This window comes from Streptomyces sp. NPDC055287, from assembly GCF_053646035.1.
Genome location: NZ_JBSHNE010000014.1, coordinates 67,214 through 93,006, shown reverse-complemented (window position 1 = coordinate 93,006; position 25,793 = coordinate 67,214). Strand labels below are relative to the sequence as shown.

Sequence of the window (25,793 nt, the reverse complement as noted above, 5' to 3'; positions counted from 1 at the left end):
CGGAAGGGGACGGATCTACGTGTTCAGCAACTTCCTGATCGGTCTGCGCGAGGGGCTGGAGGCCAGCCTCGTCGTCTGCATCCTCGTCGCCTATCTGGTCAAGACCGGCAACCGGCGCAAGCTGCCACCCATCTGGACCGGCGTCGGCATCGCGGTCACCGTGAGCCTCGCCTTCGGCTTCGCGCTCGAATTCGGCACACAGGAACTGACGTTCAAGGCGCAGGAGGCGATCGGCGGCACGCTGTCGATCGTCGCCGTGGGGCTGGTGACGTGGATGGTCTTCTGGATGCGCCGCACCGCCCGCCATCTGAAGGCCGAGCTGCACGGCAAGCTCGACGCCGCCCTCGCGATGGGCACCGGCGCACTGGTCGCGACGGCCTTCCTCGCGGTCGGCCGGGAGGGCATCGAGACCTCGCTGTTCGTGTGGCGGGCGGTGCACGCGGCCGAGGACGGCTGGCGCCCGATGGGCGGCGCCCTGCTCGGAATCGGGGCGGCGGTCGCGCTGGGGTGGCTGTTCTACCGGGGTGCGCTGCGGATCAACCTGGCGAAGTTCTTCACCTGGACGGGTGGCATGCTCGTCGTCGTGGCCGCCGGTGTGCTGGCGTACGGCGTGCACGACCTCCAGGAGGCCGAGTTCGTCGGCGGTCTGAGGAACAAGGCGTTCGACATCTCCAGCACGATTCCACCGGACAGCTGGTACGGCACACTCCTCAAGGGCACGTTCAACTTCCAGCCCGACCCGACCGTCCTTCAGGTCACGGTGTGGCTGCTGTACCTGATCCCCACGCTCGCGCTTTTCCTGTCCCCGGTAGGGTTCCGGAAGTCGGTGGGGACGAAGACACAGAAGGCAGCGCATGAGCAGGCTGAGCACGCTGAGGCGGCTGGGGACGGGTCTCGCGACGGCGACGGCGCTGTCGATGACGGCGAGCGGGTGCGTGACGGTGCACGGCGAGCTGGAAGTCGTACCGGCGGCGACGAAGTCTGAGGCCGCACAGGCCCTGAAGGACTTCACCGCCGCGTACAACAAGGCGGACAAGGCGTACGACCCGGCCCTCGACGCGGGCCGGGTCACCGGCGCGCTCGGCGCGATCAACCAGGCCGGTCTCAAAGCGCGCCAGGCGCAGAGCCCGCAGGGCAATCCGCGCCACGATCCGCTGGAGCTGACCGACGCGAAGTACTCCATCCCCAAGAAGGCGGGCTGGCCCCGGTGGTTCGTCGCGGACACCGACAGCAACCGTGACAAGGACAGCGGCCGGCTCGACACCCGCTGGCTGCTCGTGTTCGTACGGGGCGGGGCCAATCAGCTGTGGGAGGTCTCGCACCTGGCGGTTCTCACGCCGGACGAGATGCCCGCGTTCAAGAAGGACGAGGACGGCTGGGCCGAGCCGGTGCGGCCGGACGGGCCCGGGCTCGTGGTGCCGCCGAAGGACCTGAGCGTGCAGTACGCGTCGTACATGCAGGACGGGGCGCCCGCGAACTTCGCGCCCGGCCCGCACACTTCCGCCGTGCGCCAGACGCGGCAGAAGTCGGCGCGGCAGCTCGGACGCACTGTCCAGTACCTCGACCAGCGGCTGGACAGCGGGGCGTTCGCGCCGCTGGGGCTGGTCACGGAGGACGGCGGGGCGACGGTGTTCTTCGCCACCCGGCAGTTCGAGCAGCAGACCGTGGCCAAGGGCGTGCGGCTGGATCTCAATGCCGACGTACGGGCGCTGATGACGGGCACGGCGAAAACCAAGCTCACCAAGGAGCGGGTCTCCAGCCAGGTCGTGCAGGTGCCGCCGGAGACCGCGGCGGGCGGGTCGGGCGCGGCCGGGGCGGGCAAGGGCAAGCCGCAGGTGACCGTGCTCGCCCGGATTCAGGGACTCACGGCCGCCAAGGGGTCCTGACGGGCCCGGTTGCCCGCACCGCCCCGTCGCCGGGCTGCGCCGGCTTCCGAGGCGGCTTTCGTCCCGGCTTCCGTCGGTGCCCTGACCGCGCTCTCGCGGTCAGGGGCTCAGCGGCCCAGGGGCCAGGCCACCGCGTGGTGGTCCTCCGGGTCGTCCTCGCCGACGTACCGCGCGCAGGCGTCGGTCAGTGTCTCGAGGAGGTTCAGCGGGTCGGGCAGCGGGTGCTCGAGGCCGCGGACCCAGCTGACCTCGTGCTCACCGGGGAGTTTCGCCGGCGGTACGAGGACGTAGCTGCCCCGGCAGTGCCAGCGCAGTCCCGGATGCTCGTCCATCGTCTCGGGGTGGCAGTCCAGCTCGCACGGCCACCACTCGTCCTCGTCGTCCGGGGTTCCCCGGGTGGCGGTGAAGAAGAGCAGCCGCGCGTCGCCGTTGCCGGCCCCGAACTCGGCCACCGGGCCGACGTCGACCCCGGCTTCGAGCAGCCGCTCCAGCGCGCTGCGGCCCGCTTCGAGCGGTACGTCGAGTACGTCGTGCACCATGCCGGTGGCGGTGATGAAGTTCGCTTGCGGCTGGCCCTCGGCCCAGCGCTTGATCTGCGCGGGGTCGGTCGTGGACTGGGTCTGCCAGGCGAACGAGACCGGGTGCCTGGCGGGGGTGGGACAGCCGACGCGTTCGCACGAACATCGGTATCCCGCCGGGTACGCGGCGGGGGCGAGCGGGAGGCCCGCGGCGGCGGCGGCCAGGAGCAGGGCCTTGCGGTCCTCGGCCAGGTCCTCGGCGCCGGTGGCCTTCGGGCGGCGGCGCAGCCACTGGGGAAGTCTGCTTTCCACTGTCTGCCTGCTCTCTGTGCCGCGATAGCGGCCGAAATCGGCGCCCATTCAACCCCTCACCTCAGCGTTGTGCTGTCCATGCTGCCACCATCCTGCGCCTCGGGTGGCCGCAGTCCCCATCCGGGGTACACGGGGCGATATCACAGCGGTGGCGCGATTGGCGCCTTTGCCCTGATAAGTGGCCTCGCGGTGAACGTACGGCGAACTCCGTGAGCGAACTCACCCGGCGCGGCGCCCCGGGGTCTCAGCGCGGCGCGAGGCCCCCGAGCGCATAGTCGACGACGGCGTCGGCGTACTCGTGCGTGAGGGGGAGCGTGCGCAGCAGCCAGCGGTGAGCGAGCGGGGCGACGAGGAGTTCCAGGGCGATGCGCGGGTCGATTCCCGCGCGAACGTCGCCGGCTTCCTGCGCGGCGCCCAGCCGCCTCACGTACAGCTGGAGCGACGGTTCGAGCAGCTTCTCCACGAACTCCGCGCCCAGGGCCGGATCGACGATGCCCGCGGCGGTGAGGGCGCGGGAGGGGGCCTCGTACTTCGGGTCGACCAGTTCGTCGACGGTGGCGCGAAGGACGATCTTCAGGTCGGCGGCGAGGTCGCCGGTGTCCGGGATCTCGTACGCGCCGTCGCCCGCGCCGGCCGCCTCCGCGGCCTGTTCGCCGAGGTCGAGGAAGGCTTCGAGCAGGACGGCCGCCTTGGAGGGCCACCAGCGGTAGATCGTCTGCTTGCCGACGCCGGCGCGGGCGGCGATGCCCTCGATCGTCGTCTTCGGGTAGCCCACCTCACCGACGAGGGAGAGGGCCGCATCGTAGATCGCTCGGCGGGAGCGCTCGCTGCGGCGGGTGGCGTCGGGGGTTCTCGCAGCGCTGGACGTGCTGGAGGCGCTGGGGGGCTTGGGGGTGCTGGGGTCGCTGGTGCTTCCGGTCTCGGCCATGACGTCAATCTATCAGCGCGGCGAGACGAGACGTCTCGCAACATGGATGCCGCCTGACCAGTCGGGAACCACCCGATCGGTTCACTGCGCTACGGGCCGGTTCGGCGGACCATGGCTCTCACGCACACTCTGTGCCCCATGCCGCTCGTGAGGAGCCCTCATTGCCTCGTGAAGCCTCGCCCCGCCGCTACCTGATGTGCCCCCCGGAGCACTTCAGGGTGACGTACTCCATCAACCCGTGGATGGACCCCGGGAAGCCGGTCGACCTGCCCCTGGCCCTCACCCAGTGGGAGGACCTGCGGGACCGCTACCGGAGCCTCGGCCACACTGTCGAACTCCTGACCCCCAGGCCCGGCCTGCCCGACATGGTGTACGCCGCCAACGGCGCCACCGTCGTCGACGGGCGGGTGCTCGGCGCCCGGTTCGCGTACGCGGAACGGTCCCTGGAGGCCGAGGCACACCTTGAGTGGTTCCGCGCCCACGGCTTCACCGAGATCTGCGAGCCCGCGCACATCAACGAAGGCGAGGGCGACTTCGCCGTCACCTCGTCGTGGATCCTCGCCGGGCGCGGCTTCCGCTCCAGCCCGCTGTCGCACGACGAGGCGCAGGAGTTCTTCGGCCGTCCGGTCATCGGCCTGGACCTCGTCGACCCGCGCTACTACCACCTGGACACCGCACTGGCCGTCCTCGACGACCGTACGGACGAGGTCATGTACTACCCCGGCGCCTTCTCTCCCGGCAGCCGGGCCGTCCTCGCCCGGCTCTTCCCGGACGCGATCGTCGCGCAGGAGGCGGACGCGGCGGCGCTCGGGCTCAACGCGGTGAGCGACGGGCGGCACGTACTGCTGCCGCAGACGGCGCTCGGGCTGTTCGGGCCTCTGCGGGCGCGCGGGTACGAGCCGGTCGGGATGGACCTCGGGGAGTTGCTCAAGGGCGGCGGAAGCGTGAAGTGCTGCACGCAGGAGCTGCGCGGCTAGTCGGTTTCGGGCCGGGGCGGCGGCCATGCGTCGCCCCAGTCGATGTCGCGGGCCGCCCGGTAGAGGTCGCCGTGGCGCTTCTTGGTGACCGTCTCGCGGGTGAGTTCCTCCGGCTTCGTGCACAGTTCCAGCAGGACCATGCCCTTGCGGATCTGAGGCCTGCGGATCACGCGGTTGGCGGCCGGGACGGCGGCCGGACCGTCCGCGTCGTCGCGCACGGCGGCGACGTAACTGAACTTCTCGTCCTCGTACGGCAGCGAGCCGCCCTTGACCTGACGGTGGAGGGAGGAGCGGCTGACCCGCGCCGAGAAGTGGCACCAGTCGGTGCCCGGCTCGATGGGGCAGGCACCGCTGTGCGGGCAGGGGGCGGCGACGCTCAGGCCGGCGTCGATCAGCTGCTGCCGGGCCTCGATGACGCGGAGGTAGCCGTCGGGGGTGCCGGGTTCGACGATCACGACGGCCTGCGCGGCGCGGGCGGCCTCGGTGACCAGGTGCGCGCGGTCGGCCGGGGTGAGTTCCTTCAGGACGTACGAGATGGTGACGAGATCGGTGCTCTCGATCCGGAGCGCCGATCCGATACGAGAGCGCTGCCACGTCGCGGCCCGCAGGGCGGGGGAACCGGAGGCCTCGGCGAGCTCGCGGCCGAGCGCGAGGGCGGGCTCCGCCCAGTCGACGACCGTACTGGCCGCCTTCTCCTGCCACGCCTCCGCGACGGCCCAGGTCGCGGCGCCGGTCCCGCCGCCGATGTCCGCGTGCGTCGCCGGGGTCCACTCCGGGGCCGCGTCGCGCAGTGCGGCGAGCGCGGAACGCACCGCCTCGAAGGTCGCGGGCATCCGGTACGCGGCGTACGCGGCGACGTCGGAGCGGTCGCGGAGCACGGGGGCGCCGGTGGGGGTGGTCCCGCGGTAGTTCGCGATCAGCCGCTCGACGGCCTGTGCGGCCTGCTTGGGCGGCAGCCCGTCGAGAAGGCCGGCGAGTGCGCTGCGCAGGGCTTCCGCGGTGGGGAGGGTGGAGTTCACTGTCGAATTTTAGGCACTCGCGGAGGGCGCCGCGGGCGCCCGTACCGGCGCGGGCACGGGGCGCGGCTGAACCGATGTTCCGGCAGAGGCAGTTGCTACGCTGGCGCCCTTGACTTGACCCTCGGGGGGACCATGGGACAGCGGGTCGTACGGGTGGCTCTGGTGGCCGGTGTGATCGTCCTGGCGCTGCTGCTCCTGCTGGCCACGTGCGGTGGCGGCAGCGGCGGCGCGGACGGGAAACGCAAGCCGTCCGGGGCTCCGCAACCCGCGAGGAAGAGTGCGGCCGCCGGGCCCGCGACGCGGCTGGCCGTACCGTCGGCGTACAGCAACGCGCGGGGCTGGGAGGTCACCGGCGCGTCCGGCGCGTCGGTGGAGTACGCCGTCGCCGCGAGCGCGGCGCGGGTGGGGTTCCTGGAGCGGGTGTCCGCCACCCGCTTCCGGCTGCGGACCGTCGACGCGGCGAGCGGGAAGACGCGGTGGGCGGGTGACGCGTGGCAGCCGTTGTCGGACCCGGCGTACTTTCCCCGGCTGCTGTCCGTGGCCAAGGACGGCCGGGAGTTCTTCGTCACCTGGTCGTACGGGAAGGTCGGCGAGGACGCCCTGACCTCGGCCGACATGATCGTGGCGCTGGATGTCTACGACGTCCGGAGCGGCGCGCAGCAGCGGGTCGAGCTGCCGTGGGCCGACGTACCGAGCGTGAACGGGGACGGCCCCGGCATTCTCGTCAGCGACGGTGGCGCGGACAGCGCGGTCGTCGATCCGGCGACGGGCCGGGTGACCCGGGTTTCCGCGAAGGATCTCCGGCCCCCGAAGGGGTGCGGGGACTGCCGGAGGCAGACGCAGGTGCGGGCGGTGACGGAGAAGGGGCTGCTGGTGAGCGGGCGCCGGGAGTTCTGGGTGCGGGGCGGTTGGCACAGCAGGAAGACCGCGCCGGGCGGGACTGAGGCGGCGTCGGGCGTGCCGACGTCGGTGACGGACGGGCGGATTCTCGCCAAGTGGCAGAAGACGCGGGGCAGTGAGGGCGCGGCCGACTACGACGTGTGGGCGGTGCACGACGCGGCGACGGGGAAGGTGCTGGCCAAGGCGGAGTGCCGGAAGCCGGCCATAGAGCCGGGGACGTATCCGCGGGCGGCGGTGGCGCCGGAGGGCCGGTACGTGGTGGCGGGCAGTCTGGGCTTCGACCTGGAGACGGGCGCCGGGCACTGCTACGAGGACGCGGACGGTACGAAGCCGCTGTCCCTGACGGTGGTGACGGACACGGGCGTCGCGTACGGGACGACGGCGACCCGCACGCCGGCGGAGGCCGACCTGACGGCCTCGCGGCCGACGGCGCTTCCGGCGCATGTGCACGTACCGGCGGTGGAGGTCGGCGGCACGGCGCTGTTCCCCTGGACGGACCGCAAGGACCGCCCGCACCTGATCGCTTACGCGCGGCGGGGGTGAACGCCGGGGCGACCGGGGGGCGGCGCGTGGGGCCGATGGCCGGCGCTGCCGGGGTCCCCCGGTCACACCGACGCCGCGCGGCGCCACGGCCGGCACAGCGTCGCGAAGCACGTCAGGGACGCCAGGGCGCAGGTCAGCTGGACCACGGCCATCGGGACCGCCGTCGCCTCGCCCGCGATGCCGACCAGGGGGGAGGCGATCGCGCCGATCAGGAACGACGACGTACCGAGGAGCGCCGACGCCGAGCCCGCCGCGTGCGGGGTGCGCATCAGGGCCAGGGCGTTCGTGTTGGGCAGGGCGAGGCCCATCGCCGACATCAGGACGAAGAGACCGGCCGCGACCGGCACCAGGCCCGCCTCGCCGAAGACCCCGGTGGTCATCAGGAGGAGGGCGAGGGACGCCAGGGCGATGAGGGCCAGGCCCGTGGCCAGGACCTTGTCCATGCTGACCCGGCCCACCAGCAGCTTGCCGTTGATCTGGCCGACGACGATCAGGCCGACCGAGTTGATGCCGAAGAGCAGGCTGAAGGTCTGGGGCGAAGCGCCGAAAATTTCCTGCACGACGAAGGGGGAAGCCGAGATGTACGCGAACAGGGCGGCGAAGGCCAGGCCACCGGCCAGTACGTAGCCGGTGAAGACCCGGTCCGCGAGCAGGGCGCGCATCGTGCGCAGGGCTTCGCCGACGCCTCCCGCGTGCCGTCGCTCCGCCGGCAGCGTCTCGTGCAGCCACTTCCACACCACGACGGTGAGGAGGAGGCCCACGGCGGTGAGGACCACGAAGATGCCCCGCCAGTCGGTGAGGCGGAGCACCTGGCCGCCGATGACGGGCGCGATGACCGGCGCGACGCCGGAGATCAGCATCAGGGTGGAGAAGAATCGGGCCATCGCCACGCCGTCGTACAGGTCACGGACGACCGCGCGGGCGATCACGATGCCCGCCGCCCCCGCGAGCCCCTGGAGCAGCCGGAACGCGATCAGGAGTTCGGTGGAGGGCGCGAAGGCGCAGATCGCGGTGGCCACGACGTACACGATCATGCCGAGGAGCAGCGGCCCGCGCCGGCCGAACCGGTCGCTCATCGGGCCGACGACCAGCTGCCCGAGCGCCATGCCGGCCAGGCAGGCGGTCAGTGTGAGCTGGACGGTGGCGGCGGGCGAGCGCAGTGACTCCGTGACCTCGGGCAGAGCGGGGAGGTACATGTCCATGGACAGCGGGGGCAGTGCGGTGAGCCCGCCGAGTACCAGCGTGACGAGGAGCCCGGTGCGACGGGCGGCGGTGGCTGAAGCGGGGACTGCCCCCATTTCCGCCCCTGTGCCGGATATATGACCTTGCGTGGACTGGCCTGTCTCCGGCATTCGCATCTCCATGTCGTTGAATCTGCACCTATGCTCTCAGCTCGTCCAGAGTGGTCGAGACCTATTCCTGGGGGCTGGCATGGGCAAGCAAACCGTGCGGTGGGGCGTGCTGGCAACGGGCGGCATCGCGTCGTCGTTCACCGCGGACCTGCTGGCGATGCGGGACACCGACGGCGCCGAGGTGATCGCGGTCGCCTCCCGTACGACCGCGACCGCCAAGGCGTTCGCCGAACGGTTCGGGATACCGCGGGCGTACGGAAGCTGGGCGGAGCTCGCCGCGGACGAGGACGTCGACGTCGTGTACGTCGCGGGCCCGCACTCCGCGCACCGGGCGGCCGCCGGCCTGTGCCTGGAGGCGGGCAGGGCGGTGCTGTGCGAGAAGGCGTTCACGCTCAACTCCCGTGAGGCGCAGGAACTGGTCGCCGTGGCCCGGCGGCACGACCGCTTCCTGATGGAGGCGATGTGGATGTACTGCAACCCGGTCGTCCGGCGCCTCGTGCAACTGGTGCGGGACGGCGCGATCGGCGAAGTGCGGACCGTGCAGGCCGACTTCGGGCTGGCGGGCCCCTTCGCGGCCGGGCACCGGCTGCGTGACCCGGCGCTCGGCGGCGGGGCGCTGCTGGACCTCGGTGTGTACCCGGTGTCGTTCGCGCATCTGCTGCTGGGCGAGCCCGACCGCGTACAGGCCGACGCGCTGCTGTCGCCGGAAGGCGTGGACCTGAACACCGGCATGCTCCTCGGGTGGGACGCGGGGGCGACGGCGCTGCTCAGCTGTTCCCTCACCGCCGACACCCCCATCACGGCGGCCGTGACGGGGACCGGGGGCCGGATCGAGCTGGGGCGCGGCTTCTTCTACCCCGACCGGTTCGTGCTGCACCGGGACGGCGCGGAGCCCGAGGAGTTCACCGCCGGAGTCGCCGGTCGTCACAGCCTCCAGTACGAAGCGGCCGAGGTGATGCGCTGCCTGCGCGCGGGCGAGAAGGAGTCGCCGCTCGTTCCGCTGGCCGGCACTCTCGCCGTCATGCGGACGCTCGACGCGGTGCGCGACCGCATCGGCGTCCGCTACCCGGGCGAGGAGAAGGAGCCGCAGGTCTAGGCGGGCTTCAGGCCCGGGTTTCCCGCCTCCGTCACCAGTGACGCCGCCGTCGTGACCGGCGCGCCGGGCGTGGTGACCCCCGCCACCGTGCGGAAGTCCGCGCGCGCCGCGTCCTCCCCGAGCGTGACCGTGGTGTAGCCGCGCCTGCCGTTGTAGAACTTCAGGTGCGCGTTGCCCTGCATCAGACGGTCGTAGTTGGCCGGCCTCTCCGCACCGTCTTTGCCGCTCGATACGGAGGTCGTGACGAACTCGGTGCCGACCGTGCGCGAATCCGGGTCCTCGAAGTCCTTCTTCAGGTCGAAGGCGTACGAGACGTGGACGTCACCGGTGAGCACCACCAGGTTCTCGGCGCCGGCCGCCTCCGCGCCGTCGAGCACCCGCTTGCGCGAGGCGGGGTAGCCGTCCCACGCGTCCATGCTGACCTTCGGGTCGCCGACGCTGCGCCGCCGGGCGAAGGTGACCTGCTGCGGTACGACGTTCCACAGCGCCCGCGACGCGTGCCAGCCGTCGATGAGCCACCGCTCCTGCCCGGCGCCGGTCATGGTGCGCGACGGGTCCTCGGACTCGGGGCCCGGGAGCTGCCAGCCGTCGCCGTACGCCTGGTTGGAGCGGTACTGGCGGGTGTCGAGGATGTCGAACTGCGCGAGCCGCCCGAAGTGCAGCCGCCGGTAGAGCCGCATGTCGGCGCCGTCGGGCTGCTGCGGGGCGCGCAGCGGCTGGTTCTCCCAGTAGGCGCGGTACGCCGCCGCCCGGCGCAGCAGGAACTCCTCGGGCGGTACGTCGTTCTCGGGGGTCCCGCCCGCGTAGTTGTTCTCCGTCTCGTGGTCGTCCCAGGTGACGACGAAGGGGTGCGCGGCGTGCGCGGCCATCAGGTCCGGGTCGGACTTGTAGAGGGCGTACCGCAGCCGGTAGTCCTCCAGCGTGACCGTCTCGCGGTTGAAGTGCGCGGGCAGCCGGCGGTCGGTGTAGGCGCGGGCGCCGCCGACGCCGTTCACGGCGTACTCGTACAGGTAGTCACCGAGGTGGAAGACGATGTCGAGGTCTTCCTCCGCGAGGTGCTTGTACGGGGTGAAGTACCCGTCGTGGTACGCCTGGCAGGAGACGGCCGCGAGCCGCAGCTCGCTGATGCGGGCGCCACGGGCGGGGGCCGTGCGCGTACGGCCGACCGGGCTGGTCCAGTCGCCGGCGCGGAAGCGGAAGTAGTAGACGCGGTCGGGGTCGAGCCCGGCGGCCTCGACGCGGACGCTGTGGGCGAACTCGGGGTGCGCGGTGACGTGGCCGCGTCTGACGGTCCGGCGGAAGCGGGCGTCGTGCGCGAGTTCCCAGCGCACCTGGACGCGGGCCCGCGGGAGGCCGCTGTCCGGCTCGTACGGCTTCGGGGCGAGCCTCGTCCACAGGAGTACGGACCCGGGGAGCGGGTCCCCGGACGCGACGCCGAGGGTGAAGGGGTCGTCGGTGATTCTCTTCGCGTCGAGCTCCGCGGCCTGGGCGGTCCCCGGCAGGTTCGTCGCGAAGGCGAGCGCGGCGGCGGCCCCGGTGACGGTGAGGAACCTGCGGCGGTGGATGTGCCGTGCGGCGGCCCTGAGCTCCTGGTCATGGCCCGATGTGATGGTCATCTGCCCCTCCCCTGACGGCTGTTGTCAGAGGTATTGGAGTGGCACGGGGCGTCGCCGCGCTTTCATGTACGTGTCACGTACGCTGCTGGGCCATGAACCCTCAGACGAAGATCGCTGTCGTGACCGGAGCGGGCTCGGGCATCGGCCGCGCCGTCGCACTCGCCCTGGCGGGTGCGGGCTGGTCGGTCGCACTGGCAGGGCGGCGCACCGGCCCTCTGGAGGAGACCGCGCAGGAGGCGGGCGGCGAGACCTTGTGCGTACAGGCGGACGTGTCGCTTCCGGGTGATGTGGACACCCTCTTCGCCGCCGTGCGCGAGCGGTACGGGCGGCTCGACCTGCTCTTCAACAACGCGGGCACGTTCGGGCCGCGCGGAGTGCCGGTGGAGGACATCCCGTACGCCGAGTGGCGCGCGGTCGTCGACGTGAACGTCACGGGCTCGTTCCTCTGCGCGCAGGCGGCGTTCCGGCAGATGAAGGGTCAGGACCCGCAGGGCGGGCGGATCATCAACAACGGTTCGATCTCGGCACACGCGCCCCGGCCGAACTCCATCGCGTACACGACCACCAAGCACGCCATGACGGGCCTGACGAAGTCCCTCTCGCTCGACGGGCGGCCGCACCGGATCGCGTGCGGCCAGATCGACATCGGCAACGCGGCGACCGACATGACGGAGCGGATGCAGGCCGGAATCCTGCAGGCCAGCGGTGAGCTGATGGCGGAGCCGGTGATGGACGTACGGGACGTGGCACGCACGGTGCTGCACATGGCGGAACTCCCGCTGGAGGCGAATGTGCAGTTCGCGACGGTACTGGCGACGACGATGCCGTACGTCGGACGAGGCTGAGGGCCGACGGGAGCGCGGGAACACGGGAACACGGGAGGGCCGCCCGCCGTTGGCCGCTGTATGAAGTCATTCACTGATACCGAAATCCTCCGCTACACCGCCTTCTCGACCGACCCGGCGGGCGGCAATCCGGCGGGGGTGGTCCTGGACGCGGCGGGGCTCGACGGCGCGGACATGCTGGCCGTCGCGGCCGGCCTCGGCTACAGCGAGACCGCGTTCCTCACGGAGGAACTCGAGCCCGGACGCGCCTTCACCGTCCGGTACTTCAGCCCGCAGGCCGAGGTGCCCTTCTGCGGCCACGCCACGGTCGCGACGGCCGTGGCGCTCGCCGAGCGCGACGGCCGCCCCGGCGACCTGGTCTTCGAGACGCCGGCCGGCACGATCCCGGTGAAGGTGACCGAGAGCGCCGACGGCACGTACCGCGCCACCCTCACCAGCGTCGAACCGCACACCGAGGACGCGGCCGGGGACGATGTGGCGGAGGCGCTGGCCGCGCTGGACTGGCCGGCCGCCGACCTCGACCCGGCGTTCCCGCCGCGCATCGCGTACGCCGGCGCCCGCCATCTGATCCTGGCGGCGGCGACCCGCGACCGGCTGGCGGATCTGTCGTACGACTTCGAGCGGCTGGCCGCGCTGATGCGCCGTCTGGACCTGACGACGGTGCAGCTGGTGTGGCGCGAGGACGCGACGACGTTCCACGTCCGCGACCCGTTCCCGGTGGGCGGCGTGGTCGAGGACCCGGCGACGGGCGCCGCGGCCGCGGCGTTCGGGGCGTACGCACGGGAACTGGGTCTGGTGCCGGAAGAGACGGTGCTGACGCTCCACCAGGGCGACGACATGGGGCGCCCCGGTGTCCTGACGGTCGAACTCCGCGCGGGCGACAGGCGGATCAGGGTCGGCGGCGCGGGCGCGCGCATCCCGGAGAGGACGGCCGACAGCCCGACCGCGTGATCGACCCGTTCCGGCCGGCTCATTTCTGGAAACACCGGCGACAAGGCCGCCTGATCAAGCCGAGCGGCACCCGGCTGGACTCCTGCTGCCGGGCGACGGGCAACAACGGCATCACATACTGCCACTGACACACCGCGGGGCGGGCCTGGTCTCAGGCCTGCCCCGTCTCGAAGCGGGTGATCTTCCCGCCGTCGACGACGAAGTCCCAGGCGGTACGCATCTCGCCCCAGGTGTCGTTGCGGTACCGGACGACCAGTGACCGGCCGCCCGCCTTCTCCGACTCGACGACCATCTGCCCGCCCGAGGAGAAGATCTCCCGCTCCGTCCACTCGGCGAGGTCCCGTTCGGTCCCGTCGTCGGACATGGTCGCCCCGGGCACGAGAACGTCCTGGAACGCGGCACGGTCGTGGGCGTTGACCGCGACGACGAACGCGCGCACGGCCGGCTCCGACAGCTGATCGGCAGTCATGACCACGGGAGAACTCCTCTTCGCTGCTGCACCCCCGTCAAGGATGCGCACGCCCGGGGCTCCCCGCACTCCGGCGCCACTCCACCGGCCGTACGCGGGAACACGAACGCGACCGCGCCCTCGGGCGGGCGGGCCGGCAAGCGTGGCGGGTGGGCGGCAGACGAGTCGGGCTGTACGCCGGGTTCTGTGCCCCGGGACCTCGCGGTCGTCGGGGCGACGGCCATCCATCTAGGACCGGCGTTGCCGCCGGCCTCGTGCGGTCTACCCGCGGACTCGGGCGGGCAGCCCTCGGTCGTCCGCGCAGGGCCGCCTCGCGACGGCCCCTCTTGACCTTGCTCCAAGTGGGGTTTACCTAGCCGCCTGAGTCACCTCAGGCGCTGGTGGTCTCTTACACCACCGTTTCACCCTTACCGAGGACCGAAGTCCCCGGCGGTCTGTTTTCTGTGGCACTGTCCCGCGGGTCACCCCGGGTGGCCGTTAGCCACCACCTTGCCCTGTGGAGCCCGGACGTTCCTCGGGGAGATCCGAGGATCTCCACGCGGCCGTCCGCCCGGCTCGTCTGCCGTGCCGACCATGCTACCCGCCGGGAGGCGGGGCGACCGCGCGCGTACGTCGCCGGAGTCACGCCGGGGAGAACAGCACCTTCGCCGTGCCCGGGTCCGCCTGAGTGAGCCGGACCCTGATCCGCTCCCCCAGCGGGAGCTCCCCGTCGCCGCCCTCGATCCGGCCGACGACCGCCACGTCCTCCAGGTGGACCGTCCCGACCGCCCGGTCGCTCTCCTTCACATCGACGACGTGGGCGTTGAACAGTTCGCCCACCCGGTCCCTCAGCAGCGCCGCCTCGACGATGTCGACGCACTCGCGTTCGACGGTGTTCGCCCGCCGCGCCCCCTCCGCCATCTCCTGCGGGAGGGCGGGCAGCGCGTCCCGTACCCACTGCGGCGGCTCCTCGCCCGCGACGGCGGCGACGCACAGCTCGCCCGCGTAGCGGTCGGCCAGGCGGCGCAGCGGGGCCGTGCAGTGGGTGTACGGGGCCGCGACCGCCGCGTGGACGGCGGGGTCCGGCACCTCGCCGTTGGTGAAGACGGTGTAGCCCGCGCCGCGCAGCAGCGTCGTGCACTCCTGGAGGAACGCGGCGTGCGCGGCCTTCGTCGGGTCCAGCGAACGGACGATCCCGGCGTACGACGTGTGATGCGGCCACTCGATGCGCAGCGCCTTGGCCGACCGGCGCAGGCGTGCCACCTCGCCGACGGGGGCGGCGGGCAGCGTGCGCAGGATGCCGGTGCCGGTGGCGAGCATCAGATCGGCGGCGGCCATGCCGGTGAGGAGGGAGATCTGGGCGTTCCAGCCTTCGGCCGGCAGCGGCGCGCGGAAGCCGGGGAAGTACGAGTCGCCGCGCTCGACGATCTCCTGCTCCGGCACGTTCAGCGAGATCCCGCCGCGCTCGTGCTCCAGCGCCTCGCGCAGCCGTCCGATGTCGCGCAGCAGCGCGACGGGCTCCTCGGCGGTGCCCGCGTCGATCTGCTGCTGGACGCCGGAGTAGTCGAGCCTCGCCCGGCTGCGTACGAGCGCGCGCCGCACGTCGACGGCCTCGGCGCCGCCGTGGGCGTCGAGGTCGATGCGCCACAGGAGGGCCGGGCACGTCTGCCCGGGAAGCAGACTCGCGACGCCCTCGGAGAGCCGCGGCGGGTGCAGTGGGATCTTCCCGTCCGGGAAGTACAGGGTCACCACCCGGCGGTGCGCCTCGGCGTCGATCGCGCCGCCCGGCGCGACGAAGGCGGCGACGTCGGCGATCGCGTAGTGCACGCGGTAGCCGCCGCCCTCGCGGCGGGCCAGGTGCATCGCCTGGTCGAGGTCGGCGGAACCCGGCGGGTCGATGGTGAACAACGGGATGCCGGTCGCGTCGTACGCGGGCAGCCGGGGAGCCTTCGCGGCCTGTCCCGCTTCCGCGAGGACCTCGGCCGGGAACGCCTCCGGCGCGTCGAGCGTGGTGCGCAGGGCGCGCAGGGCTGCCCGGAGGGGGGCCTCCGGTGCACCGGTCACGTGGATAGGGCGGCGGGGCATGGTCCGAGCGTAGGTCCGGTGGGGCCGGGCGGCACGGCGGGCTCCGCTTACCCTGGCGTTTCGCCGTGTACGTATCCGAAGGAGTCCCGCTGTGCTCGTGCTCTTGCCGCCGTCCGAAGGAAAGGCCGCCAGTGGTTCCGGCGCGCCCCTGAAGCCGGAGACCCTCTCGCTGCCGGAGCTGGCCGGGGCGCGGGCCGCGGTACTGGACGAGCTGGTGGAGCTGTGCGCCGCGGACGAGGAGAAGGCGCGCGTCGTCCTCGGGCTGAGCGAGGGGCTGCGCGGCGAGGTCGCCAAGAACGTCGAGCTGCGGACCGCGGGGGCGCGGCCGGCCGGCGAGATCTATACGGGCGTGCTGTACGACGCTCTTGGTCTGGCCACCCTCGACGCTGCCGCGCGCAAGCGGGCCCGGCAGTCACTGCTGGTGTTCTCCGGGCTCTGGGGCGCGGTCGGCATCGGCGACCGGATCCCCTCGTACCGGTGCTCCATGGGTGTGAAGCTTCCGGCGCTGGGCGCGCTGGGAGCGTACTGGCGCGGGCCGATGGCCGCCGCGATGCCGGTGGCCGCGGGCGACGGACTGGTGCTGGACCTGCGGTCGTCGGCGTACACGCCCGCCTGGAAGCCCAAGGGGGACGTGGCGGGGCGCACGGCCACCGTGCGGGTGCTGCACTCGCAGACCGACGCGAACGGGGTCGAGAAGCGGTCCGTCGTCAGCCACTTCAACAAGGCGACGAAGGGGCGGATCGTACGGGACCTCCTGGTGGCCGGTGCCGCTCCCGCCCACCCGGCGGAGCTCGTCCCGGTGCTGCGGGAGCTCGGATACGTCGTGGAGGCGGCGGCTCCGCCCAAGGCGGGGAAGGCGTGGGCGCTGGACGTCGTGGTGAGCCAGATCCACTGAGCCGTTGCGCTCTGCGCAACGCTCGTTGCACCTACCGCACGCCCACGGCAGGATGGCGGCATGACTTCCGTGCTCGACCTCGCGCCCGTCGTCCCTGTCGTTGTCCTGGAGGACGCCGCCGACGCCGTGCCGCTGGCGCGCGCGCTGGTCGCGGGCGGACTCCCGGCGATCGAGGTCACGCTGCGGACGCCGGCCGCGCTCGACTCGATCCGCGCCATCGCCGCGCGGGTGCCCGACGCGGTGGTGGGGGCCGGGACGGTGATTTCCCCGGCCGGGGTCGCCGACGCGGTCGCGGCCGGGGCGCGGTTTCTGGTCAGCCCGGGGTGGACGGACACGCTGCTGGACACGATGAAGGCGTCCGGGGTGCCGTTCCTGCCGGGGGTCTCGACGACGTCGGAGGTCGTGGCGCTGCTGGAGCGCGGCGTGACGGAGATGAAGTTCTTCCCGGCGGAGGCGGCGGGCGGTACGCCGTACCTGAAGTCCCTGGGGGCCCCACTCCCCCAGGCCCGCTTCTGCCCGACGGGCGGCATCACCCTGGCTTCGGCGCCGTCGTACCTGGCTCTGGGGAACGTGGGCTGCGTGGGCGGCACCTGGATGCTCCCGGCGGACGCGCTGGCCGCGAAGGACTGGGGCCAGGTGGAGGCGCTGGCCCGGGAGGCGGCGGGGCTGCGCCGGCAGGGCCTGCGACGGGGCTGAAAGGTGCCCGACCGCGGTCCCGAATGCCGTTCCCGTGGGGCCCGGCATTCGGGACGGAAGCGTTACCGCAGGTGCGACGTGTCGTTCAGCAGGCGCAGCGACGCGTTGCCGTCCGCGAAGTACGCCACAGCCGACAGCGACGCGGCCGACAGCTCCATCCGGAACAGCGACTCGGGCGGTGCGGCCAGAGCCAGGCGTACCAGCGTCTTGACCGGGGTCACGTGCGTGACGACCAGGACCGTGCGCCCCGCGCAACGGGCGATCAGCTTGTCCCGCGTCGCCGACACCCGCCGCGCCACCGTCGCGAAGCTCTCGCCGCCCCCCGTCGGGGCCGCCTTCGGAGACGCCAGCCAGGCGTCCAGGTCCTCGGGGTAGCGCTCGCGGACCTCGGCGAACGTCAGGCCCTCCCATGCGCCGAAGTCCGTCTCGCGCAGGCCCTCCTCGACGCGTACGTCGAGCCCGAGGCGCGCCGCCACCGCGTCCGCCGTCTCGCGACAGCGCCGCAGCGGCGAGCTGACGATCTCCTGGATGGTGCCGCGCGCCGCCAGGGTCGTGGCGACCGCCTCCGCCTGGCGGCGGCCGACAGCCGACAGCTCCGGGTCGGAGCCCCCGCTCCCCGAGAACCGCTTCTCGGGTGTGAGCGCGGTCTCGCCGTGGCGCAGGAGGACGAACGTCGCGGGCGCACCCAGGTCGGCGGGGACGCCCCAGCCCACGGTCGCCGCGGCAGGAGCGGGCTCCGCCTCCGAGGCGTCCGGCAGGGTCAGCGGCTCGGCCACCGCGCGGCCCAGCGCCGCTCGCGCCTTCGCCGCGCCGGCCACCGCGTCGCCCACCACACGCGGCGGGGCGGAGGCACGGGCGGCGAGGTCGGCCGTGGAAGCCGACGGCTCCCACTTCTTGCCCTTCTTGCCCGCGTCCATCGCCTCGTTGGCGAGCCGGTCGGCGTGCTTGTTCTTCTCGCGGGGGATCCACTCGTAGGTGACCCGGACGCGCGGGAAGACCGTCGCGGCCTCGGCCGCGAGCGGCTTCATGTCCGGGTGCTTGATCTTCCAGCGGCCGGACATCTGCTCGACGACGAGCTTGGAGTCCATGCGGACATGGACGGTCGCGTCGGGCGCGAGCGCGTGCGCGGCGCGCAGGCCGGCGATCAGGCCCTTGTACTCCGCGACGTTGTTCGTGGCGACACCGATGTACTCGGCGGCTTCGGCGAGCGTCTCCCCCGTCTCCGGGTCGAGGACGACCGCGCCGTAGCCGGCGGGTCCCGGGTTGCCCCGGGAGCCGCCGTCGGCCTCGATGAGGAGGCTGCGTCCCACGGCTACAGGCCGGACTCGGACGTACGGACAAGGATGCGGCGGCAGTTCTCGCACCGCAGCACCGTGTCGGGGGCGGCGGCCCGCACCTCGTTGACCTCGGTGATGTTGAGTTCCAGCTGGCAGCCCTCGCAGCGGCGCTGGTAGAGGCGGGCCGCGCCGACGCCACCGGACTGGACGCGGAGCTTCTCGTACAGCTTGAGGAGGTCGGCGGGGATGGTCGCGGAGGCGACCTCGCGCTGCTTGGTGACCGTGGCGGCCTCGCCGTCGATCTGCTCCAGCGCGGCGTCGCGGCGCGCGGTCGCGTCGTCGGCCTTGGCCTGGACGGAGGAGACGCGCTCGGTCAGCTCGGCGACCCGCTCCTGGATGGACTCGCGGCGCTCCATGACCTCGAGGACCACGTCCTCCAGGTCACCCTGGCGCTTGGCGAGGGAGACGATCTCGCGCTGGAGGTTCTCCAGGTCCTTGGGCGAGGAGACGGCGCCCGAGTCGAGACGCTGCTGGTCGCGCGCGGCGCGCTGGCGGACCTGGTCGACGTCCTGCTCGGCCTTGGTCTGCTCGCGGGTGGTGTCGCTCTCCTCGGTCTGCGCGGCGACCAGCAGGTCGCGCAGCTGCGCGAGGTCCTTGGTGAGCGATTCGATCTCGGCGTGCTCGGGGAGCGAGTTGCGCCGGTGGGCGAGCTGGGACAGGCGCAGGTCGAGGGCCTGTACGTCGAGGAGACGGATCTGGTCGGCGGGCGCGGCGTTCAGTTGGGGGCTCCAGAAGGATCAAAAGGGGCGCGCGAAGCGCTCGTCGGAAGGGCGGTGGTGGGGGCGTGGTGGGAGGTCCAGGGGTCGGTGACCGTCTTCGAGACGTGGACCCGCAGGTCCCATCCGTGACGGTCGGAGATCTCGTCCAGCTGGGCGGCGGCCTGTTCGCACCAGGGCCACTCGGTGGCCCAGTGCGCGGCGTCGATCAGCGCGAGGGGAGTGTGTTCGCGGGCCTCCGAGGCCGGGTGGTGGCGCAGGTCCGCGGTGACGAAGGCGTCGACCCCCGCTGCCCATACGTCGGCGAAGAGACTGTCGCCGGAGCCGCCGCTGACGGCGACCGTGCGGACGAGGGCGTCCGGGTCGCCGGCGACGCGGACGCCCTGCGCGGTGGCGGGCAGCCGGGCGGCGACCCGGGCGGCGAAGTGGCCGAGGGTGGCCGGGGGGTCGAGCTCGCAGACGCGGCCGAGGCCGCGGCGGCCCTTGGGGTCCGTGGGGTCGGGGACGAGAGGCCCGGTGACCCGCAGGTCCAGCGCTCCGGCGAGGGCGTCGGAGACGCCGGGGTCGGCGCTGTCGGCATTGGTGTGGGCGACGTGCAGCGCGATGTCGTTCTTGATCAGGGTGTGCACGGCCCGGCCCTTGAAGGTGGACGCCGCGACCGTCGTCGTACCGCGCAGATAGAGCGGGTGGTGGGTGACGAGGAGGGTCGCGCCGAGCTTCACTGCTTCGTCGACGGTCTCCTGGACCGGGTCGACGGCGAAGAGCACCCGGGTGACTTCCGCGTCGGGTTCGCCGCAGACCGTACCTACCGCGTCCCAGCTCTCGGCCCGCTCGGGGGGCCAGAGGGCGTCGAGTGCGGCGATGACTTCAGACAGACGGGGCACGCAGACAGGTTACCTGCGCCGCGTGCCCCGCCGCCCATGGCGTACGCGGCCTGCTCGGCCGGGCGCCTACTTGGTCACATGCGTCCGCAGGTCGTCGAGGACCCGGTCGGCCGCCGTCACGCCGAGGCCCAGGTACCAGGTCTCGTCCGGGACGTCCTTGGCCTGCCCCTTCCGCACGGCGCCGAGCTTCTTCCAGAGCGCGTTGTCCTCGGCCTTGTCCTGGCTGGTGGCCTTGGGGTCGCCGTAGACGCCGGTGAAGATCCAGTCGGCGTCCGCCTCGTCGATCTTCTCGGGGCTGATCTCGGCGGCCAGGTCGTTGATCTGCTGGTTGGCCGGTCGCGGCAGGCCGGCGTCCTCCAGGATCGTGCCGATGAAGGAGGCCTTCGCGTACAGGCGGATCTTGCCGGGGAGGTAGCGGACCATCGAGATGGTGGGCTTGTTGTCGCCGAGGTCCGTGCCGAGCTGCTTCGCCTTCTTCTCGTACGCGGCGAGCTTGGTCTTCGCGTCGGCGCTCTTGTCGAGGGCGGCGGCGTTGAGGAGGTAGTTCTCCTTCCACGTGAAGCCCGGGCGGATGGAGAAGACCGTCGGCGCGATCGTCGACAATTCCTTGTACTTGTCGGCGGCGCGCAGCTGGCTGCCGAGGATGAGGTCGGGCTTGAGAGCCGCGATCGCCTCGAGGTTGAGGTTGTTGATGGTGCCGACGTTCTTGGGGGTGCCGGCGTCCTTCTTGAGGTAGCCGGGGATGCCCTCGTCGCCCTCGGCGGGCGCGTAACCGACCGGCTCGACGCCGAGCGAGACGACGTTGTCGAGCTCGCCGACGTCGAGGACGACGACGCGCTTGGGCGCGGACTCGACCTCCGTCCTGCCCATGGCATGGGTGAGGGTGCGCGGGAACTGGCCGGCCTTGGCGTCCGTACCGTACGCGGCGGTCTTGGCGGCGGCGTCGGCGAAGTCCTCGCCCCCCTGCGCGACGGTCTTCTTGTCGCCGGTGCCCTCGCTCTTGGCGTCGGTGTCGCCGCTCCCGCAAGCGGTGAGGGCGAGCGCCGCGGCCACGGCGAGGGAGACTGCGGCGGCACCACGGCGTCGTACGGACATCAAGAGCTCCAGACAGGGTCGGTTAGGCGCGCCTTACTTTATCGACATGGGGACATCTCCCAGCACACCAGCCCCCGCGACCTCAGCCGAATCGGATGATGGCCACCCTTATGTGTGAAGAGGTCTGTCTCGTGTTGTTCGGCAGGAAGTGCGAAAACTAGCTTCGTTCGCCGGAGGTGATGGCCTGATGACGGCCTGTGCCATCGAGACCGCGGCTGACGGCGACGCGGTGCGTGAGTCGGTGTTCACGATCGCCGCCGACGGTTCCTACGCCGCGCGGCTGGCGGGCGAAGGGGACGCGCGGTTCCCGGAGCGGTGGACGCTCGACGGACCCGAGCCCTACGCCGTACCCCTGCCCGCCGACCAGCCCGAGGAGCCGGACACCGGCCTCCTGCCGCTGGCGGACGGGCGAGTGCTGATCCACCGGCGGGAGGGGGGCGCTTCGCACGCCTTCGGCAGTGGCGGAGGGCGGCACCGCTTCTCCCTGCTGTATCCGACGGGACCGCGGACCGGGGAGCTGCCGGTGGGCGCGGTCGAGTGCGAGCGCCTGGAGCTGCTGCCGCCGGCTCCCGGCGGCTCGCGTGCGTACGCCCTGTCGGTGGGCGAACTGTCCACCACCGTGTGGCAGGTGGCGGGCGGTGCCTTCGGGCCCGAGCACGTCGCGGAGGTCGCCGGGCGCTGCTCGGGCGGGGTATGGCTGGACCGTACGGGCCGGATGCTCGCCCTGGACCGGGAGACCGACGGGGTGACGAAGGCGGTGGCGGTCGATCTGGAGCGGGGCGGTGAGACGACGCCGCTGCTGCAGATCGCGGAGGGCAGCAACGACCGGCTGCTGCTGGCCGATCCGGACAGCGGTCTGCTGCTGATCCGGTCGGACGCGCCGGGGCGCGACCGGCTGGGGTGGGGCGTGCTGGGCAGCATGCTGCCAGTGCGTTTTCCGGAGTGCCTGGGGCCGGCCGACTGCGCGGTGACGCCGTTCGCCGTGCAGCCGGGGCAGGTCCTGACGCCGGAGGGCTGCGCGGTGGCGCTGCGGATCGACGGAGCGGCGGAGCGCTGGGTCGGGGTGTGGCGCCCCTCGGAGCGGAAGCTTCATCACCGCGCGGCGCCGCAGGGGTGGTTGGCCGGGGCAGGACTCTGGACGCGCCAGGGGGTGCTGCGACTGCCGTACGCGACGGGGGCGGTGCCGTGCGGAGTGGCCCGGATCGAGGCCCCGGAAGGCGAGGTGATCACTGAACCGCCACCCATGGAACCCGCAGGTGGGGAACCATTCGAGGCTCCCGGCACTCCTGTGGTGTGCAAGCCCGTACCGCTCCAGCAGGCGCCCCTCACCGGGCGCTGAGCACGTGGTTAGACTCGGTCCGGGGCTACGCGGTCGTTTCGGCTGAACGCCGGTGGTGACGGCGGGGCGGGCCTTGCACCACCTGAAAGTGATCGCAGCGATTCCAGGGGATCTCCCAACATGTCTGAAGCCCGAACCGACACGACCCAGACGCGGCCGCAGCTTTCGGCCGCCGAACGGGACGACGCCGGCCACCGCTCCGGTAAGCACCGAGGGGGTGCGGCCACGACGGAGGACTCCACCGCTCCGGCCCATGGCCGCCACCGCCGGGCGTAGGAGCGCAGTTCCCGGCCCGGGGCTCCACCCCGGGCCCGGGAAGGGACGGGGTGGGGAACAAACCGCCCGCAGGGCCGCCCTCACTCCCGTTTCAGGCCCAGCACCTCCGTCGCCGCGAACGTCTCGTCCGCCGGCCGTCCCTCGAAGTGCGGCGACAGCTGCTCGGCCAGCTCCTCGTACGTGAAGGCCTCCTTCGCCGTGCCGAACTTGACCGCCACCTTCGGCCGTTCCATGACCGCGACCATGCCGCCGTGCACCACGAGCAGCTGTCCGTTGACCTTCCCGGCCGCCGGGGACGCGAGGTAGCCGACCAGCGGGGACACGTGTTCGGGGGCCAGCGCGTCCAGTTCGCCCCCCGCCGGCTCCGCGAAGCCGGCGAACACGTCCTCCGTCATCCGTGTCCGCGCGCGCGGACAGATCGCGTTGGCCGTGACGCCGTACTTCCCCAGCGCCAGCGCCGTCGAAGTCGTCAGTCCGACGATGCCACCCTTCGCCGCCGCGTAGTTGGGCTGGCCGGCCGATCCCGCCAGGTACGCCTCGGACGACGTGTTGACGATCCGGCCGTAGACCGGGGCGCCCGCCGACTTGGAGCGCGCCCGCCAGTGCGCCGCCGCGAAGTGAGTGGTGTTGAAGTGGCCCTTGAGGTGAACGCGGATGACCGAGTCCCACTCGTCCTCGGTCATCGAGAAGACCATCCGGTCACGGAGAATGCCCGCGTTGTTGACCAGGATGTCCAGCTTTCCGTACGTACCGACGGCCAACTGGACCAGCGCGCCCGCCTGTTCATGGTCCGATACGTCGCCGAGGTGGGCCACGGCCTGCCCGCCAGCCGCCCGGATCTCCGCCGCCACCTCCTCGGCCGGGGCCGCCGACGCCTCGCCCGAGCCGTCGCGCCCCGGCTGCCCGTAGTCGTTGACCACGACGCTCGCTCCGAGCCGGGCCAGTTCCAGGGCCTCCGCGCGGCCGAGCCCGCGCCCCGCGCCCGTGACGACGGCGGACAGGCCGTCGAGCGGCAGTGCCGGTGACAGTGACATCCGCGGTCCCTCAGATCTCGATGCACGTGCGCAGGGCCTCGCCCGTACGCATCTGGTCCAGGGCGTCGTTGATCCCGTCCAGCCGCACCCGGTGGGTGATCAGGCTCTCCAGGTCGATCCGTCCCGCACGCCAGAGTGCGATGGCCCGCTCGTACGAACGGAGCACGTCACCGCCGCCGTACATCGACGGCAGTATCCGCTTCTCGTCGAAGAACAGCTCGAACATGTTGACCTGGAAGAAGTCGTCCATCGCCCCCGCTCCGACGACGCACAGCGTGCCGCCGCGCCGCGTCGTCTCGTACGCCGTCCGGGCCGTGGCGGACCTGCCCACGACCTCGAAGACGTAGTCGAAGCCCTCCCCGGCGGTGACGCGCTGCCTGGCGTCGGCGAGTTCGTCCGGCGAGACCGCTTCCGTCGCGCCGAACCTCAGCGCCGCCTCGCGCCGCGACGCCACCGGGTCGACGGCGACGATCTGGGCCGCGCCCTGGACCCGCGCGCCCTGGATGGCCGAGATGCCGACGCCGCCGCAGCCGATGACGGCGACCGACGCACCGGCTTCCACCTGGGCGGTGTTGATGGCCGCGCCCAGGCCCGTCGTCACGCCGCAGCCGATGAGCGCGGCGATCTCGTACGGCAGGTCGTCGGGTATCGGGACGGCGCAGCCCGCGTCGACCACGACCTCCTCGGTGAAGGTGCCGGTCCCGGCGAAGCCGAATACGTCGGAAGTGCTACCGCCGACGCGCTTGAAGTTGGGCGTGCCCGCGTTCATGAGTCCGGCCAGGCACAGGTGCGTCTGGCCGCGCTTGCAGGACGGACAGGCGCCGCAGGCGGGCAGCCAGCAGACGAGGACCCGGTCGCCCTGGCTGATGCCGATGACGCCGTCGCCGACGTCGAGGACCTCGCCCGCGCCCTCGTGGCCCGGGACGAAGGGGGCGGGCTGCGGTAGTACGCCGCTCATCGCGGAGAGGTCGGAGTGGCACAGTCCGGTGGCCCGGACGCGGATCTTGACCTTGCCGGGGCCAAAGCCCACCGCCTCGACGTCGTCGAGTATTTCGAGCTTGTCCTGCCCTATCTCGTGCAGTACGGCTGCGCGCACGGTACGGCTCCCTTCACGGAGGTCAGGTGTGTACGACGGTGGTGTCGGCGAGGACCGGCGCGTCGTCCCTCTCGACGGCGGTGACCGACACCTGGACGCGCCCCGGCGACTTCCACATCCGCAGGCGCAGGGTCTCGCCGGGGAAGACGACCCCGGCGAAGCGGGTGCTGTACGAGCTCACGCGTGCGACGTCGCCGCCGAGCACGGTGTCGACCACGGCCTTGAGCGTCATGCCGTACGAGCACAGGCCGTGCAGGATCGGCCGGTCGAAGCCGGCGAGCGCGGCGAACTCCGGATCGGCGTGCAGCGGGTTCCAGTCGCCGGAGAGCCGGTAGAGGAGCGCCTGGTCCTCGCGTACGCGCCGTTCCGCTTCCGCGTCCGGCGGGCGGGCGGGCTGTTCGGTACGGGCGGAGGGGCCGCGCTCGCCGCCGAAGCCGCCTTCGCCGCGTACGAAGATCTGCGCGTCGCTGGTCCACAGCGGGCCGTCGTCGGCGGCGGTCTCGGAGCGCAGCACGATGACGGCCGCTTTGCCCTTGTCGTACACCGCCTGGACCCTGGAGGTCTGCACCGCCTTGCCCCGGACGGGAATCGGGCGGTGCAGCTCGATGCTCTGGCCGCCGTGCAGGACGTGCGCGAGGTCCACGTCGATGCCGGGCGCGGAGAGGCCGCCGGCGACGGCCATGCCGGCGCCCGCGACGGTGGCGAAGCTGGGCAGAACGTGCAGCCGGGATTCGAGGGTGTAGCGCAGCTCGTCGGGGTCGGTGGCGGGCGTGCCGGCGCCGAGGCCGAGGTGGTAGAGCTGGACGTCCTTGTGGTCCCAGGCGATCTCGGCGCTGCGGGGTTCGGCTGCTACGGCCTTTGCGGCATCGATGGGCATGGGGATGCTGCTCCCTTGTCGGATGGAAGACCTCGGTGCGGCCGTCCGCACCGTCGGCCGCACCGAGGTCGT

At 72.4% G+C, this 25,793-nt stretch carries 25 protein-coding genes and 1 other RNA gene; 11 read left to right on the top strand and 15 right to left on the bottom strand.

Annotated features, from left to right (window positions below; translation table 11 throughout):
* Positions 1–19 precede the first annotated feature (19 nt).
* The gene (gene efeU, locus ACWIHY_RS22790) at positions 20–985 is read left to right on the top strand and encodes an iron uptake transporter permease EfeU (RefSeq protein ID WP_454377499.1); all 966 of its coding nucleotides are present in this window, start codon (positions 20–22) and stop codon (positions 983–985) included.
* A complete protein-coding gene (locus tag ACWIHY_RS22785; protein ID WP_454377498.1) occupies positions 918–1,886 on the top strand; it encodes a hypothetical protein in 969 nt (322 codons plus the stop codon). Before efeU ends, ACWIHY_RS22785 begins: the two co-directional genes overlap by 68 nt.
* A gap of 107 nt (positions 1,887–1,993) precedes the next feature.
* Here ACWIHY_RS22785 and ACWIHY_RS22780 read toward each other — a convergent pair whose 3' ends face one another.
* Complete coding sequence (locus tag ACWIHY_RS22780; RefSeq protein ID WP_454377497.1) at positions 1,994–2,764, bottom strand: bifunctional DNA primase/polymerase; 771 nt, start codon at positions 2,762–2,764, stop codon at positions 1,994–1,996.
* 196 nt (positions 2,765–2,960) lie between these two features.
* Positions 2,961–3,644 (bottom strand): TetR/AcrR family transcriptional regulator, encoded by a 684-nt coding sequence (locus tag ACWIHY_RS22775; protein ID WP_454377496.1) that lies wholly within the window; start codon positions 3,642–3,644, stop codon positions 2,961–2,963.
* A gap of 131 nt (positions 3,645–3,775) precedes the next feature.
* Here ACWIHY_RS22775 and ddaH point away from each other — a divergent pair, with 131 nt between their 5' ends.
* Entirely contained in the window at positions 3,776–4,621 is an 846-nt protein-coding gene (gene ddaH / locus ACWIHY_RS22770; protein WP_454377495.1) for a dimethylargininase, read from the top strand.
* Here ddaH and ACWIHY_RS22765 read toward each other — a convergent pair.
* On the bottom strand, positions 4,618–5,640 hold the full coding sequence (locus ACWIHY_RS22765; protein ID WP_454377494.1) for a small ribosomal subunit Rsm22 family protein: 1,023 nt from the start codon (positions 5,638–5,640) through the stop codon (positions 4,618–4,620). The genes ddaH and ACWIHY_RS22765 overlap by 4 nt on opposite strands.
* A gap of 132 nt (positions 5,641–5,772) precedes the next feature.
* Between ACWIHY_RS22765 and ACWIHY_RS22760 the strand changes: the two genes are divergently transcribed.
* Positions 5,773–7,083, top strand: a complete 1,311-nt coding sequence (locus ACWIHY_RS22760) for a hypothetical protein (RefSeq protein WP_454377493.1) — start codon at positions 5,773–5,775, stop codon at positions 7,081–7,083.
* Positions 7,084–7,145: 62 nt separating this feature from the next.
* Here ACWIHY_RS22760 and ACWIHY_RS22755 read toward each other — a convergent pair whose 3' ends face one another.
* Complete coding sequence (locus tag ACWIHY_RS22755; RefSeq protein WP_454377492.1) at positions 7,146–8,435, bottom strand: Bcr/CflA family multidrug efflux MFS transporter; 1,290 nt, start codon at positions 8,433–8,435, stop codon at positions 7,146–7,148.
* Positions 8,436–8,514: 79 nt separating this feature from the next.
* On the opposite strand from ACWIHY_RS22755, the gene ACWIHY_RS22750 reads away from it, so the two are divergent.
* On the top strand, positions 8,515–9,531 hold the full coding sequence (locus ACWIHY_RS22750; RefSeq protein WP_454377491.1) for a Gfo/Idh/MocA family protein: 1,017 nt from the start codon (positions 8,515–8,517) through the stop codon (positions 9,529–9,531).
* Here ACWIHY_RS22750 and ACWIHY_RS22745 read toward each other — a convergent pair.
* Positions 9,528–11,147, bottom strand: coding sequence for an alkaline phosphatase D family protein (locus ACWIHY_RS22745; RefSeq protein ID WP_454377490.1), 1,620 nt, complete (start codon positions 11,145–11,147; stop codon positions 9,528–9,530). The two genes, ACWIHY_RS22750 and ACWIHY_RS22745, sit on opposite strands and share 4 nt — an antisense overlap.
* 92 nt (positions 11,148–11,239) lie before the next feature.
* On the opposite strand from ACWIHY_RS22745, the gene ACWIHY_RS22740 reads away from it, so the two are divergent.
* Together ACWIHY_RS22740 and ACWIHY_RS22735 are read left to right on the top strand one after the other, a co-directional pair.
* Positions 11,240–11,992, top strand: a complete 753-nt coding sequence (locus ACWIHY_RS22740) for an SDR family oxidoreductase (RefSeq protein ID WP_454377489.1) — start codon at positions 11,240–11,242, stop codon at positions 11,990–11,992.
* Positions 11,993–12,052: 60 nt separating this feature from the next.
* Positions 12,053–12,943 carry a PhzF family phenazine biosynthesis protein gene (locus tag ACWIHY_RS22735; protein ID WP_454377488.1) on the top strand — a complete coding sequence of 297 codons (891 nt, stop codon included), beginning with the start codon at positions 12,053–12,055 and terminating at the stop codon, positions 12,941–12,943.
* A 151-nt stretch (positions 12,944–13,094) separates the two neighbouring features.
* On the opposite strand, the gene ACWIHY_RS22730 is transcribed toward ACWIHY_RS22735, so the two are convergent.
* From ACWIHY_RS22730 to ACWIHY_RS22720, 3 genes are all read right to left on the bottom strand, one after another.
* Positions 13,095–13,412, bottom strand: a complete 318-nt coding sequence (locus tag ACWIHY_RS22730; protein WP_454377487.1) for a nuclear transport factor 2 family protein — start codon at positions 13,410–13,412, stop codon at positions 13,095–13,097.
* A gap of 157 nt (positions 13,413–13,569) precedes the next feature.
* An RNA gene (rnpB, locus tag ACWIHY_RS22725) (RNase P RNA component class A) lies at positions 13,570–13,970 on the bottom strand.
* 63 nt (positions 13,971–14,033) lie between these two features.
* Positions 14,034–15,476, bottom strand: coding sequence for an RNB domain-containing ribonuclease (locus ACWIHY_RS22720; RefSeq protein ID WP_454377486.1), 1,443 nt, complete (start codon positions 15,474–15,476; stop codon positions 14,034–14,036).
* A 91-nt stretch (positions 15,477–15,567) separates the two neighbouring features.
* On the opposite strand from ACWIHY_RS22720, the gene yaaA reads away from it, so the two are divergent.
* Together yaaA and eda are read left to right on the top strand one after the other, a co-directional pair.
* Complete coding sequence (gene yaaA / locus ACWIHY_RS22715; RefSeq protein ID WP_454377485.1) at positions 15,568–16,371, top strand: peroxide stress protein YaaA; 804 nt, start codon at positions 15,568–15,570, stop codon at positions 16,369–16,371.
* 60 nt (positions 16,372–16,431) lie between these two features.
* Positions 16,432–17,067: a bifunctional 4-hydroxy-2-oxoglutarate aldolase/2-dehydro-3-deoxy-phosphogluconate aldolase gene (eda, locus tag ACWIHY_RS22710; protein ID WP_454377484.1), complete on the top strand. Its 636-nt coding sequence runs from the start codon at positions 16,432–16,434 to the stop codon at positions 17,065–17,067.
* Between the two features lie 62 nt (positions 17,068–17,129).
* Here the strand turns inward: eda and ACWIHY_RS22705 are convergent, their stop codons facing one another.
* The 4 genes from ACWIHY_RS22705 to ACWIHY_RS22690 form a co-directional block, all read right to left on the bottom strand.
* Entirely contained in the window at positions 17,130–18,377 is a 1,248-nt protein-coding gene (locus ACWIHY_RS22705; RefSeq protein WP_454377483.1) for a bifunctional RNase H/acid phosphatase, read from the bottom strand.
* A 2-nt stretch (positions 18,378–18,379) separates the two neighbouring features.
* Positions 18,380–19,123 (bottom strand): zinc ribbon domain-containing protein, encoded by a 744-nt coding sequence (locus tag ACWIHY_RS22700; protein ID WP_454377562.1) that lies wholly within the window; start codon positions 19,121–19,123, stop codon positions 18,380–18,382.
* Positions 19,120–20,004, bottom strand: a complete 885-nt coding sequence (locus ACWIHY_RS22695; RefSeq protein ID WP_454377482.1) for a Nif3-like dinuclear metal center hexameric protein — start codon at positions 20,002–20,004, stop codon at positions 19,120–19,122. Before ACWIHY_RS22695 ends, ACWIHY_RS22700 begins: the two co-directional genes overlap by 4 nt.
* A 66-nt stretch (positions 20,005–20,070) precedes the next feature.
* The gene (locus ACWIHY_RS22690; protein WP_454377481.1) at positions 20,071–21,099 is read right to left on the bottom strand and encodes an ABC transporter substrate-binding protein; all 1,029 of its coding nucleotides are present in this window, start codon (positions 21,097–21,099) and stop codon (positions 20,071–20,073) included.
* A gap of 187 nt (positions 21,100–21,286) precedes the next feature.
* On the opposite strand from ACWIHY_RS22690, the gene ACWIHY_RS22685 reads away from it, so the two are divergent.
* Positions 21,287–22,438 carry a hypothetical protein gene (locus ACWIHY_RS22685; RefSeq protein ID WP_454377480.1) on the top strand — a complete coding sequence of 384 codons (1,152 nt, stop codon included), beginning with the start codon at positions 21,287–21,289 and terminating at the stop codon, positions 22,436–22,438.
* Positions 22,439–22,558: 120 nt separating this feature from the next.
* A complete protein-coding gene (locus ACWIHY_RS22680) occupies positions 22,559–22,714 on the top strand; it encodes a hypothetical protein (RefSeq protein ID WP_454377479.1) in 156 nt (51 codons plus the stop codon).
* 80 nt (positions 22,715–22,794) lie between these two features.
* Here ACWIHY_RS22680 and ACWIHY_RS22675 read toward each other — a convergent pair whose 3' ends face one another.
* From ACWIHY_RS22675 to ACWIHY_RS22665, 3 genes are read right to left on the bottom strand one after another with little or no spacing between them, the layout of a single operon-like run.
* Positions 22,795–23,742 carry a 3-oxoacyl-ACP reductase gene (locus ACWIHY_RS22675; protein WP_454377561.1) on the bottom strand — a complete coding sequence of 316 codons (948 nt, stop codon included), beginning with the start codon at positions 23,740–23,742 and terminating at the stop codon, positions 22,795–22,797.
* 16 nt (positions 23,743–23,758) lie between these two features.
* Positions 23,759–24,844 (bottom strand): Zn-dependent alcohol dehydrogenase, encoded by a 1,086-nt coding sequence (locus tag ACWIHY_RS22670; protein WP_454377478.1) that lies wholly within the window; start codon positions 24,842–24,844, stop codon positions 23,759–23,761.
* 22 nt (positions 24,845–24,866) lie between these two features.
* Complete coding sequence (locus tag ACWIHY_RS22665; RefSeq protein WP_454377477.1) at positions 24,867–25,721, bottom strand: MaoC/PaaZ C-terminal domain-containing protein; 855 nt, start codon at positions 25,719–25,721, stop codon at positions 24,867–24,869.
* Between the last annotated feature and the right edge of the window lie 72 nt (positions 25,722–25,793).